The sequence below is a fragment of the Gordonia sp. IEGM753 genome (genome assembly GCF_050321825.1).
GTDB lineage: Bacteria > Pseudomonadota > Gammaproteobacteria > Pseudomonadales > Pseudomonadaceae > Aquipseudomonas.
In genome coordinates this window covers 296,787-310,214 of the sequence record NZ_JBNQGB010000007.1, presented here as the reverse complement: position 1 = coordinate 310,214, position 13,428 = coordinate 296,787, and the positions used below count along the sequence as shown (strand labels likewise).

The 13,428-nt window shown below is 57.9% G+C and carries 12 protein-coding genes; 10 read left to right on the top strand and 2 right to left on the bottom strand.

The genetic code is table 11. The features are described from left to right. Nucleotides 1-33: 33 nt before the first annotated feature. From acs to ACQR3R_RS27080, 5 genes are all read left to right on the top strand, one after another. On the top strand, nucleotides 34-1,971 hold the full coding sequence (gene acs / locus ACQR3R_RS27100; RefSeq protein WP_428277169.1) for an acetate--CoA ligase: 1,938 nt from the start codon (nucleotides 34-36) through the stop codon (nucleotides 1,969-1,971). A gap of 50 nt (nucleotides 1,972-2,021) precedes the next feature. Next, the gene (locus ACQR3R_RS27095) at nucleotides 2,022-2,894 is read left to right on the top strand and encodes an oxygenase MpaB family protein (RefSeq protein ID WP_428277167.1); all 873 of its coding nucleotides are present in this window, start codon (nucleotides 2,022-2,024) and stop codon (nucleotides 2,892-2,894) included. Between the two features lie 56 nt (nucleotides 2,895-2,950). Continuing rightward, nucleotides 2,951-3,967: a class I SAM-dependent methyltransferase gene (locus ACQR3R_RS27090; protein WP_428277165.1), complete on the top strand. Its 1,017-nt coding sequence runs from the start codon at nucleotides 2,951-2,953 to the stop codon at nucleotides 3,965-3,967. 105 nt (nucleotides 3,968-4,072) lie between these two features. Continuing rightward, a complete protein-coding gene (locus tag ACQR3R_RS27085) occupies nucleotides 4,073-7,018 on the top strand; it encodes a DUF748 domain-containing protein (protein WP_428277163.1) in 2,946 nt (981 codons plus the stop codon). Then, the gene (locus ACQR3R_RS27080) at nucleotides 7,018-7,314 is read left to right on the top strand and encodes a DUF2845 domain-containing protein (RefSeq protein ID WP_428277161.1); all 297 of its coding nucleotides are present in this window, start codon (nucleotides 7,018-7,020) and stop codon (nucleotides 7,312-7,314) included. Before ACQR3R_RS27085 ends, ACQR3R_RS27080 begins: the two co-directional genes overlap by 1 nt. A gap of 180 nt (nucleotides 7,315-7,494) precedes the next feature. On the opposite strand, the gene ACQR3R_RS27075 is transcribed toward ACQR3R_RS27080, so the two are convergent. Then, the gene (locus ACQR3R_RS27075; RefSeq protein WP_428277159.1) at nucleotides 7,495-7,851 is read right to left on the bottom strand and encodes a BON domain-containing protein; all 357 of its coding nucleotides are present in this window, start codon (nucleotides 7,849-7,851) and stop codon (nucleotides 7,495-7,497) included. A 334-nt stretch (nucleotides 7,852-8,185) separates the two neighbouring features. Next, nucleotides 8,186-8,590 carry a pilin gene (locus ACQR3R_RS27070; RefSeq protein WP_428277157.1) on the bottom strand — a complete coding sequence of 135 codons (405 nt, stop codon included), beginning with the start codon at nucleotides 8,588-8,590 and terminating at the stop codon, nucleotides 8,186-8,188. A 225-nt stretch (nucleotides 8,591-8,815) separates the two neighbouring features. Here ACQR3R_RS27070 and pilB point away from each other — a divergent pair, with 225 nt between their 5' ends. From pilB to yacG, 5 genes are read left to right on the top strand one after another with little or no spacing between them, the layout of a single operon-like run. After that, the gene (gene pilB, locus ACQR3R_RS27065) at nucleotides 8,816-10,516 is read left to right on the top strand and encodes a type IV-A pilus assembly ATPase PilB (protein ID WP_428277155.1); all 1,701 of its coding nucleotides are present in this window, start codon (nucleotides 8,816-8,818) and stop codon (nucleotides 10,514-10,516) included. Nucleotides 10,517-10,518: 2 nt separating this feature from the next. Then, nucleotides 10,519-11,736, top strand: coding sequence for a type II secretion system F family protein (locus ACQR3R_RS27060; protein WP_428277153.1), 1,218 nt, complete (start codon nucleotides 10,519-10,521; stop codon nucleotides 11,734-11,736). A 1-nt stretch (nucleotide 11,737) separates the two neighbouring features. After that, nucleotides 11,738-12,610 (top strand): prepilin peptidase, encoded by an 873-nt coding sequence (locus ACQR3R_RS27055; RefSeq protein ID WP_428277151.1) that lies wholly within the window; start codon nucleotides 11,738-11,740, stop codon nucleotides 12,608-12,610. Next, complete coding sequence (coaE, locus tag ACQR3R_RS27050) at nucleotides 12,607-13,230, top strand: dephospho-CoA kinase (RefSeq protein WP_428277149.1); 624 nt, start codon at nucleotides 12,607-12,609, stop codon at nucleotides 13,228-13,230. Before ACQR3R_RS27055 ends, coaE begins: the two co-directional genes overlap by 4 nt. Beyond that, nucleotides 13,227-13,427 (top strand): DNA gyrase inhibitor YacG, encoded by a 201-nt coding sequence (yacG, locus tag ACQR3R_RS27045; protein WP_428277147.1) that lies wholly within the window; start codon nucleotides 13,227-13,229, stop codon nucleotides 13,425-13,427. The genes coaE and yacG overlap by 4 nt, the downstream gene beginning before the upstream one ends. Nucleotide 13,428: the final 1 nt, after the last annotated feature.

Genomic DNA, 13,428 nt, shown 5'->3' with positions numbered 1-13,428 from the left:
ACTTGTTTACCAAAACAAGAATAAGGAACCGTCATGTTCGATATCAGCACGTTCCCCAAAGCCGATGCCGTACGCCGGGCTGCGAATTTGAGTCAAGACGACTACAAGCGCCTGTATCGCCAGTCCATCGAACATCCCACTGAATTCTGGGGCGAGCAGGCTCAGCGCTTTCTCGACTGGAGCAAGCCGTGGGACACCGTCCAGCGCTATAACCTGAAAACCGGTGAAGCCACCTGGTTCGCAGGTAGCCAGTTGAATGTCAGCTACAACTGCATCGACCGTCATCTGGAAACGCGTGGCGATCAGGTCGCGATTATTTGGGAAGGCGACGACCCCGCCGATTCCACCCAGATCACCTACAAAAAACTGCATGACAATGTCTGCCGCCTGGCCAACGTGCTCAAAAGCCGTGGTGTAAAAAAAGGCGACCGCGTGTGTATTTACATGCCGATGATTCCCGAAGCGGCTTACGCAATGCTCGCCTGCACGCGGATCGGCGCAGTGCACTCGGTGGTGTTCGGCGGTTTTTCGCCGGACTCTGTGCGCGACCGAATTCTCGACGCCGACTGTCGCACCGTGATCACTGCCGATGAAGGCGTACGCGGCGGCAAGTGCGTGGCACTCAAGCAAAAGGTCGACCAAGCACTGCACAGTTGCCCGGACGTCAGCACCGTCATCGTGGTGCAGCGTACCCAAGGCGAAGTGGCTTGGGTTGAAGGCCGCGACATCTGGTATCACCAGGCCCTGCGTGATGTGAGCGACGATTGCCCACCAGAGCCTATGGACGCCGAAGACCCGCTGTTCATCCTCTACACTTCCGGCAGCACCGGTAAACCCAAAGGCGTATTGCACACCACCGGCGGTTACCTGCTGCAAGCGGCGATGACCTTCAAATACGTGCTCGATTACCGCGATGGCGAAGTGTTTTGGTGCACCGCCGATGTCGGCTGGGTGACCGGGCACAGTTACATCGTCTATGGCCCGCTGGCCAATGGGGCGACCACGTTGATTTTCGAAGGTGTGCCGAGCTATCCCGACAGCTCACGCTTCTGGCAAGTGATCGACAAGCACCACGTCAACATCTTTTATACCGCGCCGACCGCCCTGCGCTCCTTGATGCGCGAAGGCCCCGAGCCTTTGAAAGAAACGTCCCGCGCCAGCCTGAGGCTGCTAGGCAGTGTCGGCGAGCCGATCAACCCCGAAGCATGGGATTGGTACTTCAACGCGGTCGGCGAGCAGCGCTGCCCAATTGTCGATACGTGGTGGCAGACCGAAACCGGCGGCATCATGCTCAGCCCTCTGGTCAGCGCCCAACGGATCAAACCCGGCTGCGCCACGCAGCCGATGTTCGGCGTGCAACCGGTGCTGCTCGATGAAACCGGCAAGGAAATCACCGGGCCCGGCAGCGGCGTGCTGGCGATCAAATCCAGTTGGCCGGCACAGATTCGCAGCGTCTACGGCGACCCGCAGCGCATGGTCGACACCTATTTCAAACCTTACCCCGGCTACTACTTCACGGGCGACGGTGCTCGCCGCGACGAAGATGGCGACTACTGGATCACCGGGCGCATCGACGACGTGATCAACGTTTCCGGGCATCGCATCGGCACCGCCGAAGTGGAAAGCGCCCTGGTGTTGCACGACAGCATTGCCGAAGCGGCGGTGGTCGGTTATCCGCACGACGTCAAAGGCCAGGGTATTTATGCCTTCGTCACCCCCATGAACGGCGCTGAGCCCAACGACCAATTGAAGAAAGAACTGCTGGATCATGTCAGCAAGGAAATCGGCAGTTTCGCCAAACCTGATTTGATTCAGTGGGCGCCAGCCTTGCCGAAAACCCGTTCGGGCAAGATCATGCGTCGCATCCTGCGCAAAATTGCCTGCAACGAACTGGACAGTTTGGGCGACACTTCGACGCTGGCTGATCCGAGTGTGGTTCAGGGCTTGATCGATACGCGCCTGAACCCGTAACTTTTGCGCGGCCAGCACTGGCCGCGCCCTTCCTTTCCAACCGAGTTGCCATGGAATTCATCCGCACCCGCATCGAAACCCAAATCATGAGCCTGACCGGTTTGTCGCTCGGCCAACTCGACCTGGAAAATCCCAAGGGTGACCCCGGCCTGTTCGGCCCGGACTCGGTGAGCTGGCAAGTTCATGGCGATTTCAGCAGCATGCTGATCGGCGGCATCAGCGCCTTGATGCTGCAAGCACTGCATCCGCTGGCACTGGCGGGCGTGTGGGACCACTCCAATTTCAGGGAAGACATGCTCGGCCGGTTAAGACGTACCGGACAATTCATTTCCGGTACTACGTTCGGCTCACGCAAGGACGCTGAGTGGCTGATCGAAAAAGTGCGCACCATCCACCTGCAAGTCACCGGCACGGCGCCGGATGGCCGTCCGTACGCCGCCAGTGATCCCGATCTGCTGACCTGGGTGCATGTGGCCGAGGTCAGTAACTTCCTCGGCGCACACTTGCGCTACCGCAATCCGGACCTGTCGCCGGCTGATCAGGACCGTTATTACGCTGAAATCGCCGTGGTCGCCGAACGTTTGGGCGCCCGCGACGTTCCGCGTTCGCGCCAGGAGATCGCTGATTACCTGCAGCGGGTTCGCCCACAATTGTTGTGCGATCAGCGCAGCCGCGAAGTGCTTCGACTGTTGTTGGCCGCACCCTCGCCCAGTCGTTTAGCCAAACCTTTCGGGAGCTTGATGATGCAGGCCGGTATCGACCTGCTGCCAGACTGGGCGAGTGACATGCTCGGTGTTCGCCAGAATGTACTGCAGCGCAAAATGATCCGCGCCAGCGTCAACCGCAGCGCGCCCATGCTGCGCTGGGCAGTGCGCAATGGGTCGGTGCAGCGGGCCAAACGGCGGATGGGCTTGCTGACCTGAGGCCTCGACACAGTGTTAAACTGCCGCGCAAAATTCCCTTCTGCAAGGCGCCTCGCATGTCTTCCTTGAATCAGGCGCTGCGCGCCGCCCTTGAACATCGCCAGGATCTTCTTGGTGAACTGCATCAGCAAGGTACCGATTGCTATCGTCTGTTCCACGGCAGCCAGGAAGGTGCCGGCGGCCTGACCATCGACCGCTATGGCCCGCAATTGCTGGTACAGAGCTTTCACCAGTCACTGGAACGCGAGGTGTTGCTGCAACTGCACGACATCATTAACCAACACTTGGGCCTTGAAACCCTGCTGGTTTATAACGACCGCGCCCGTGGCAACTCGCGCATTGACCGCGAAGATACGGTTTACCGTGCCGACGAGGCCGCGCTGCAAGATCTGGTCGGCCACGAATGGGGCCTCAACTACCGCGTTCGCGGGCGTCACGCCGGGCAAGATCCGCTGTTGTTCCTCGACTTGCGCAACACACGTGGCTGGGTCAAGGAACACAGCCATAACAAAACCGTGCTCAACCTGTTTGCCTACACCTGTGGCGTCGGCCTCAGTGCCGCTGCCGGTGGCGCGAGCGAGGTGTGCAACCTGGACTTCGCAGAAGGCAATCTGGCTGTCGGCCGCGAGAATGGTCTGCTCAACCCGCAGTTGCCGACCATGCAGTTCATCCAGTCCGATTATTTCCCGGCGATCCGTCAGTTGGCCGGTTTGCCTATCAGCCAGCGTCGTGGACAAAAACTGCCGAGCTATCCGCGTCTGGATCAGCGTCAGTACGACCTCGTGCTGCTGGACCCGCCAGCCTGGGCCAAGAGCGCGTTCGGTACCGTCGACTTGCTGCGCGATTATCAGAGCCTGTTGAAACCGGCATTGCTCGCCACCGCCGAAAATGGCGTGCTGATTTGCTGCAACAACCTGGCAAAAGTCAGCATGGACGACTGGCGCGAGCAGGTGTTGCGTTGCGCTGAAAAGGCCGGCCGGCCGGTCCGTGAATGGACGGTGATGAAGCCGGGCGGCGACTTTCCATCGATGGATCAACAGCCGCCGTTGAAGACACTGATCCTGCAACTTTAACGGCACAACCGCACCATCAGCGTCATCCTGAAAACCATGAACACTTCGCAACCTAATTCGCGTGCCATACTCCAAGACACTCCGAACAGACAGATGAAGCCGCACATGCCCAAAGGATTGATTCGCGCTATCGGCGCCTTGTTGACTGCTCTGGCGCTCTACAGCCTGCTGGGGTTTCTGGTTTTACCGGGTATCGCACTGCGAATTGCCAACCAGCAACTGGCCAATTACGCGACGGTACCCGCGCACATTCAAAGGATCGAACTCAACCCGTTCAGCCTTGAAGTCACGCTGTGGGGCTTGATCGTCGGCGATCCCGGCAAGGAACAGGTCGGGTTCGAACGTCTTTACGCCAACCTGCAAATCGATAGCCTGTGGACAAAAGCACTGCATCTGTCCGATATCGAACTGGACAAACCCAAGACCGAGATCCTCTTCGCCAAGGACGGAAAACTCAACCTGCTTGCCCTGTTCAAACTGCCCGCCAGTGAACCAACGCCCGCCGATCCAAACGCCAAACCGTTTCCGCTGCGCATTGAGCGCATCAAACTGGCGGGCGGTTACGTGCACTTTCAGGACGCACGGCCGAGCGAGCCGATTGAGTTCCTCTACGACAAACTCGATTTCGAGCTGAAGAACCTCAGCACACTACCCGATGATAACGCTGACATGACGCTGGTTGCGGCCGGCCCCGCGGGCGGCCAAATCGACTGGACCGGCAACTTCAGCCTGATCCCGATTGCCTCCGAAGGTAAGTTGAAAATCACCGATGGCCAGATGAAAGTCTGGTGGCCTTACGTACGGGATGCGCTGCCGCTGGTCTTGGAAAACGGCGTGCTTAACCTCAGCACCGACTACAAGCTGAACCTGGCCAAAGAAACCGAGTTGTTGCTGAGTAACGTTGCGGTCAGTGTGGCGCCGTTCGCGATCAAGGCGCCCGATGGTCGGCCCTTGGCGAAACTCGAACGCCTGGACGTCAGTGAAACCACGATAGACCTGGCCAAGCAGCAAGTGGTGGTCGGCAAAATTCGTAGCAACAAACTGGAAACCTGGGCCGCTCTGGAGGCGGATGGGCAACTTGACTGGCAAAAACTGTTCGCCAGCCAGCCGCCAAAACCTGCAGCCAAAGCCAAGGCAGATGCCGAACCTGCCAGCACTCCGGCAGCAGCCGACTCCCCCAAAGCAGCGCCGGCCGCACCGGGCAAACCTTGGCAAGTGCTGCTCAAAGACGTGCAACTGCGCGATTACCAGGTGCACCTGGCCGATCGCAAGGCACAACCGCCGGTAGCGTTGGACGTCGGCCCGCTGAACCTGGATTTAAAGAACTTCGACAGCCTCAATGGCTCGCCTTTCAACCTCAAGCTCGACACCGGCGTGGGCAAGCAAGGCAAGATTTCAGCAGACGGCGTGGTCAATCTGGCGCCGGTCAGCGCCAAGCTGAAGGTGCAGACCAAAGACATCGACCTGCGTGTCGCCCAGTCGTATATCAACCCGTTCATTCGCCTTGAACTGCGCAGCGGTATGCTCGGCAGTGACCTGGCAGTCGACCTCAAAAGCACTGAACCGCTGGCATTCAGCGTGACAGGCAAAGCGCAGATCGATCAGTTGCACACCCTCGACACCCTTAAAACCCGCGACTTCCTCAAGTGGCAACAACTGGTGCTCGAAGGCCTCAACTATCAGCACGGCGACAGCCTGTCGATCGACAAGGTCAACCTCTACCAGCCGTATGCCCGATTCATGATCAACGATGACCGCACCACCAACATCGATGACTTGTTGATTGCGCAACCCGCCGACAACGGCGCCAAGACCGCTGTGAGCAAACCGGCCAGCAAAGAGAAACCGATGGGCATCCACATTGGCGGCGTCGCCATCAATGACGGTTCGGCCAACTTCGCTGACTTCAGCCTGACACCGAACTTCGCGACGGCCATTCAACAACTCAACGGTCAAATCGGCACCATCGACAGCCGTCAGGCGAAACCGGCCAGTGTCGATATCAAAGGCAAGGTCGACCGCTATGCGCCTGTCACCATCAAAGGTGCGGTCAACCCCTTCGACCCAATGGCCAGCCTCGACATTGCGACCAGTTTCAAACGGGTAGAGCTGACGACACTGACGCCCTACTCCGGCAAATTCGCCGGATACCGTATCCGCAAGGGCCGACTCAACCTGGACGTGCATTACCTGATCACCAAAGGCCAGCTCAAAGCCGAAAACAAAGTGGTGATCGAGCAGCTGCAACTGGGTGAAAAAGTCGACAGCCCCGACGCGGTAAGCCTGCCGTTGAAACTCGCTATCGCCTTGTTGAAAGACGTCGACGGCAAGATTTCCATCGAACTGCCGGTTACCGGCGATCTGAACAACCCACAGTTCAGCGTGATGCCGATTGTCTGGCAAACCCTGCGCAACCTGATCGTCAAAGCCGCCGCCGCGCCGTTCAAATTGATTGGCGGGCTGATCAGCGGCGGTGGCTCTGAAGACTTGGGCACTGTTTCGTTCGCACCGGGTTCAAGCGATTTGAACAAAGACGCCGAAGGTTCGCTGATCAAACTGTCGCAGGCGCTCAAGGCACGTCCGGCATTGCGCCTGGAAATTGAAGGCACTGCAGCGGCGAGCAGCGACGGCCCCTTGATTGCCGAGCAACGCCTGGAGCGGGAATACCAATACAACTACTTCAAAATGCTCCAGCGGCGCGGTGACAAAGTGCCTGCTCAAGCGTCCTTGCTGCAGGTGCCGGACGGTGAAAAAGGCCCGTTGCTGGAAGGGATTTACCGCACGCGCCTGAAAATCCAGCCACCCGCCGAATGGAAGGACCTGGGCAAGGAAGAGCGCACCGCCAAAATGCGCGCCGACGTGATCAAGTTCTGGAGCGGCAGCGAGGTGTTGCTACGTCAGCTCGGACAGGATCGGGCCAGCAGCATCAAGGATTATCTGGTCGACAAGGGCCAGTTGGCTGATGACCGCGTGTACTTCATCGACGCCAACCTCGGCGAAGCTGAAAGTGACGGTCGAGTGATCACGCCAATGCACTTGGACGCCGAGTGATGATCAAGCGCTTGCTGATAGGCCTGGCCGTCGCGATGGCTGCCAGTTATGCGTCGGCTGCCGACACCTTACGCTGTGGCAGTCAACTGATCAGCGTGGGTGACCGCTCAAGCGAGGTCCTGCAGAAGTGCGGGCAACCTGCCGCTCGGGATCCGTTGGGTTACAAACGCAGCGCCAACCGACGTGAGGAGTTTCAGGTCGAGGAATGGACCTACGGGCCCAACGGAGGGATGTACCAGTACCTGCGTTTCGAAGGCAACCGGCTGGTGCAAATCACCAGCAAACGCGGTAACTGAACGAATCAAAATTCCTCAGTGCTTTTTCGCCACCCACAATAGAACAGGCCCCTGACACGAATGTCCGGGGCCTGTAATGGCCACGTCCTTGTGGCCTTCGCATGAACTCCTAAGAGGCGGCAGACGTATTGCTCAGCCCGTCTGCCACGCCTTCTCCCAGTCCAGGCGAGAAGTCTTGCCTTACTCGGCTTTCAGGCCGTCAGCGGAGACCGCTTTAACGCCTTTGATTTTCTTGGTGATAGCGACTGCGGTGGTTTTCTGAGCTTCGGTGATCGCTACAGTCGACGACAGCGATACAACACCTTTGTTGGTTTCAACTTTGATGTCGGTACCTGGAATGCCTTTTTCGGTTACCAGGTCGCTTTTAACTTTGGTGGTGATCCAGGTATCGGAAGTGGTTTCTTTAGCCTTGGTCATTTCACCGGCAGCCAGAGTCATTGGCGCTTGGGTGGTTTGGGTAGTCTGTGCAAATGCAGCACCGGCCATGGTCAGGGTCAGCGCGGTAGCAGCAGCGGCGGTAATGGCAAACTTCTTCATACGAGTAACTCCTGTTTTTCTGGAAAGTCTGCTGCGTGTCTTGTCAGCAGGGTTGCCAGATATATTGCGAACGCTGTGCCAACTTTTGAGAGCGCAATAAATCCTTATAAATCATAAAGTTATGAAAAATGTTAATTTTCGGATTCATGCAAATTGCATGACTTGGAAATTATCTACATGCAAGTTGCGGGTTTTATCGCAGGCCTAAGGCCATGAATTCACGAAAGTTTTACTTTTACGTAACCAGCACACCAACTCTCAAGCAATCCACCAAAAAAAGCCCCGCTTCTTGAGAGCGGGGCTTGGTCTTCTGCTACTGATTAGTTAGCCGGCATTAGCCATGAGGGCAACCCGCCGGGGCGAAATCAGCGGCGGCGCTGGTTTTGCAGGACCAACCCGCAGTGGCATCACGAGTCAAGGTAATAGTCGCGGCGGACACCTGCGCGGGCGCACCGACAAGCGTACAGATGATGCCATTGTTAGGGCTTGCCGAGACGGTAATTGTGCAGTTTTGCGTGGTGGCATTCGAAGTAATGTCAGTAACAGCTGGGGCAGCGGTTCCCGAGTTGATCTTGTCTTCATAATTCACTTTAAGCGCCGAAACTTCAGCCACCCCAGCTGTCACCTTCGCCCGCGCCTGGTATTTCGAGTACGCCGGCAACGCGAACGTCGCCAGAATCCCGATAATCGCCACCACGATCAGCAGCTCGATCAGGGTAAAACCTTTTTGTGTATTCATAGACAGGCTCCATGCATGAGTCGAAATCTCATGATCTGAATTAGCCACAGCACAGTGCATGCCAACCGTCCAAAGCCCTGCTGACAGGGGATGAACACCGAACACAGGATCCGCCAGCCCTCGAAAAACGCACTATCTGACATTTTTTGTCACTTGAGCACCGCTGGTTTGGCTCAATCCGTTGACTAGGCTATAAGTCATGAACTGTCTGCGTCCGGTATCCCAATGAATGACATCGCCCTTAGCGGTCTGGCCAAGCAATTGGTCCTGGCCGAGCTGCTCACTGAAAAAAGCGCGCAACAGGCGTATCAGCAAGCCCAACGCAACCGCACCTCGCTGGTCAGCTACCTGGTGCAAAACAAACAGGTGAGGAGCCGGCAAGTTGCCGAGATCGCCTCGGAACACTTCGGCATGGCGCTGTTTGACCTGAGCTGCCTCGATAAAGAAACGCAACCCCGCGGCCTGGTCAGCGAAAAACTGGTGCGCCAGCACCACGCCCTGCCCTTGTGGCGTCGCGGTAACAAACTGTTTGTCGGGGTTTCCGACCCGACCAATCATCAAGCCATCAATGACATCCAGTTCAGCACCGGGCTCACTACCGAAGCCATTCTGGTGGAGGACGACAAACTCAGCGATGCCATCGAAAAGTTTTTCGACACCCACACCACCGGCCTCGAGGACATGGCGGACGTTGACCTCGATGGCGTTGATATCGACTCGATGGACGACAAAAACCAGGACACCATTCCCGGGCAAGACGCCGATGACGCGCCGGTGGTGCGTTTCGTCCACAAGATGTTGCTGGATGCGATCAGGAGTGGTTCTTCCGACCTGCACTTCGAACCGTATGAAAAAACCTACCGTGTGCGAATGCGCACTGACGGTATGTTGCGTGAAGTTGCCAAACCGCCGATTCAATTGGCCGGCCGCATCGCCGCTCGCTTGAAAGTCATGGCCAGCCTGGATATTTCCGAACGTCGCCGTCCCCAGGACGGGCGGATCAAAATGCGCTTGTCTAAGAGCAAGTCCATCGACTTCCGGGTCAATACCTTGCCCACGTTGTGGGGCGAGAAAGTGGTGATCCGTATTCTCGACCCGTCCAGCGCGCAAATGGGTATCGATGCACTCGGCTACGAGCCAGCACAGAAAGACCTGTACATGGCAGCGCTAAAGCAGCCACAGGGCATGATTCTGGTCACCGGTCCCACCGGTTCGGGTAAAACCGTGTCGCTCTATACCGGGCTGAACATTCTCAACACCGTGGACATCAACATCTCGACCGCCGAAGACCCCGTGGAAATCAACATGGAGGGCGTCAACCAGGTCAGCGTCAACGCGCGTCAAGGCATGGATTTCGCCCAAGCGCTGCGCTCGTTCTTGCGCCAGGACCCGGACGTGATCATGGTCGGTGAGATCCGCGACCTGGAAACCGCCGAAATCGCGATCAAAGCCGCCCAGACCGGTCACCTTGTGTTGTCCACATTGCACACCAACAGCGCCGCAGAAACCCTCACCCGTTTGCACAACATGGGCATTCAAGGGTTCAACATCGCTACCTCCGTCAGCCTGATCATCGCTCAACGCCTGGCACGCAAACTGTGCACCCATTGCCGTAAACCCATCGACGTCCCGCGTGAGGCGCTGATCAAGGAAGGCTTCCCCGCGGAACGCATCGGCTCGTTCACCCTCTACGAACCGGTCGGTTGCGATCTATGCAACGGCGGCTACAAAGGACGCGTCGGGATTTATGAAGTGGTGAAAAACACCCCGGACCTGCAACGGCTGATCATGGCCGAAGGCAACTCACTGGAAATCGATACCCAGATGCGCAAGGACGGCTTCGATGACCTGCGCACCTCAGGCCTGATCAAGGCCATGCAAGGCATCACCAGTCTCGAAGAAATCAACCGGGTCACCAAGGACTGAACATGGCGGTCAAAGCAGCAAAAATAAGTGTGTATGCCTGGGAAGGCACGGACCGTAAGGGCACTAAAATGACCGGTGAGCTGAGCGGTCAAAACCCGGCATTGATCAAGGCTCAACTGCGCAAACAGGGGATCAATCCCGGCAAGGTGCGCAAGAAGTCGATTTCGATTTTCAGTTTGGGCAAACGTATCAAAGCCCAGGACATCGCACTGTTCACCCGGCAAATGGCAACCATGATGAAGGCCGGCGTGCCGCTGCTGCAGTCCTTCGACATCATCGGCGAAGGCTTCGATAACCCGGCCATGCGCAAATTGGTGGACGAGGTCAAACAGGAAGTCGCGGCGGGCAACAGTTTCGCTGCGGCGCTGCGCAAAAAGCCGCAATACTTCGACGAGTTGTACTGCAACCTGGTAGATGCAGGCGAGCAGGCGGGGGCATTGGACACGCTGCTGGAGCGGGTGGCTACGTACAAGGAAAAGAGCGAAAGCCTCAAGGCCAAAATCAAGAAAGCCATGACCTATCCACTGGCCGTGGTCTTCGTGGCGATCATTGTGACCGGGATCCTGCTGGTCAAGGTCGTGCCTCAGTTCGAATCGGTTTTCAAAGGGTTTGGCGCCGAATTACCGGCCTTCACGGTGATGGTGATTCGCCTTTCGGAATTCATGCAGCAATGGTGGTGGATACTCCTCGGCGCACTGATTGCGGGAATCTTTGGTGTACGCCGCGCGTTCAGGACTTCGCAAGCCTTCCGGGACTGGACAGACACCTGGCTGCTGAAACTACCGCTGGTTGGCACGCTGATGTACAAGTCGGCGGTGGCTCGTTACGCCCGTACGCTGTCCACCACATTCGCCGCTGGCGTACCGCTGGTGGAGGCACTGGAATCAGTGGCCGGCGCCACCGGCAACATCGTTTTCAAACGCGCGGTGTTGCGCATCAGGCAGGAAGTCTCGACGGGCATGCAGCTTAATTTCGCCATGCGCACCTCGGGGATTTTCCCGAACATGGCCATCCAGATGACTGCGATTGGCGAAGAGTCCGGCGCACTGGATGACATGCTCGACAAAGTCGCGAACTTCTATGAGGCCGAGGTCGACAACATGGTCGATAACCTCACCAGCCTGATGGAGCCGTTCATCATGGTGGTGCTGGGTGTTATCGTCGGCGGCCTGGTGGTCGCGATGTACCTGCCCATCTTCCAATTGGGCTCTGCGATCTGACATGCCACTGAATGAAGTACTGACGATTTACCCACTGGCCTTTGTCGCCATCGCCCTGGTGGTTGGCCTGCTGATTGGCAGCTTCCTGAACGTGGTGATCTGGCGCCTGCCAAGAATGCTCGAGCGTGAGTGGCGGGGCCAGGCAAACGAGATTCTGGGCCTGCCCGCCGAAGCATCGCTACCCACCTACAACTTGATGCTGCCGCACTCTCAGTGCCCACACTGCGCGCATCGGATTCGGGCGTGGGAAAACATTCCATTGCTGAGTTTTGTCTTCCTGCGCGGCCGTTGCTCACGCTGCGCGGCGCCGATCAGCGCACGTTATCCGTTGACCGAGCTGGCCTGTGGCTTGCTGTCGGCATTCATTGCCTGGCATTTTGGCTTCGGCTGGCCGGCCTTGATGGCGCTGGTGCTGACATGGGGCCTGTTAGCCATGAGCCTGATCGATGCCGAGCATCAACTGCTGCCGGATGTGCTGGTGCTACCGCTGCTGTGGCTGGGGCTGATCGTCAACAGTTTCGAGCTGTTCGTGCCGCTGCATGACGCGCTGTGGGGTGCAGTAGCCGGGTACGTGGCGTTGTGGTCGGTGTTCTGGGTGTTCAAGCTGATCACCGGCAAGGACGGCATCGGCCAAGGCGACTTCAAGCTGCTGGCCATGCTCGGGGCATGGGGCGGCTGGCATATTTTGCCGCTGACTGTGTTGTTGTCATCCTTGGTGGGCGCGGTGGTCGGGGTGATTTTGTTGCGTATGCGTGACGCAAATACCTCAACGCCTATCCCCTTCGGTCCCTATCTGGCGATTGCCGGCTGGATTGCGTTGCTCTGGGGTGGTCAAATAACCGACTTCTATTGGCAGTTTGTCGGTTTGAAATGAATACCCCTGTGGAAAAACCCTGGATTCTCGGATTGACCGGCGGCATTGGCAGCGGCAAAAGTGCGGCCGCCCAGCACTTCATCGATCTTGGTGTGCACGTGGTGGACGCCGATCACGCGGCGCGCTGGGTCGTGGAACCGGGGCGTCCAGCCCTGGCAGAGATCGCCGGGCACTTCGGCCCTGGCGTGTTGCAGGCTGATGGGCAACTGGATCGCGCGGCGCTGCGCAAGCTGATTTTTGAAGTGCCGGATGAACGCCGCTGGCTCGAGGGGCTGCTGCACCCGCTGATCAACCAGGAAATCGAGCAGAGCCTGGCCAAGGCACAATCGCCTTACGCGATTCTGGTGTCGCCATTGCTGATAGAGTCCGGGCAGTACGCCATGACCCAACGGGTGTTGGTGATCGACGCTCCCGAGCGACTACAGATCGAACGCACGCTGCAACGTGACCAGACCAGCGAGCAACAGGTCCAGGCGATTCTCAAGGTGCAATCCAGCCGCCAGGACCGCTTGAGCCATGCCGACGATGTAGTGGTCAACGACCGCGACCTCGCCTGGCTGCACAGCGAGGTCGAACGCCTGCATAACTTTTACCTTACTTTGCGTGGAGGCCAGTCATGAGCCAACCCCCTATCGTTCTATGCCCAACCTGCGGCGCCCCTGTTGAATGGAACGCCGCCAGTACCTTCCGCCCGTTTTGTTCGGACCGATGCAAACTGATCGACCTCGGGGCCTGGGCCTCTGAAGAACACAAGATTCCGGTAAGCCCGGATGCCGAAGACGACCTGTTCAGCGAAGACTTCGAACCACGTCACTGAC